The sequence below is a fragment of the Desulfocurvus sp. DL1XJH-121 genome, from assembly GCF_054819825.1.
The window spans coordinates 1-292 of the sequence record NZ_JBTVWW010000070.1 but is presented as its reverse complement, the minus strand read 5'-3'; the positions used below and the strand labels follow the sequence as shown (position 1 = coordinate 292).

Sequence of the window (292 nt, the reverse complement as noted above, 5' to 3'; positions counted from 1 at the left end):
TGTACAGAGATAGTATTCACCTGACACTGCCGCCCCTGGCGGGGTGATTTCTAGGCGGCCGCCTCGGCCGCCTTTTTCTTGCCCTTCTCCGGCTTGGGCAGGCCGTCCAGGAAGGCCTGATTCGGCGTCCTGCCGTTCATGTTCCGGCCCTGGTGCGTGCGCTCATGGTTGTAGTGGCGCAGGTATTCGTCCAGGTCGGCCTGCATCTCCTCCAGGGACTCGTACCACTTCTGGCGGCCCTTGATGCGGAAGTGCTCGTCCAGAAGCGTCCTGTGCAGGCGTTCCACGAAGC

Annotated in this window: 1 protein-coding gene; it reads right to left on the bottom strand. The window is 62.7% G+C overall.

Annotated elements, in window-relative coordinates:
• Positions 1–50: 50 nt before the first annotated feature.
• On the bottom strand, positions 51–292 hold a 242-nt coding region (locus ACYYG1_RS17345), incomplete at its 5' end, for an integrase core domain-containing protein (RefSeq protein WP_461211590.1).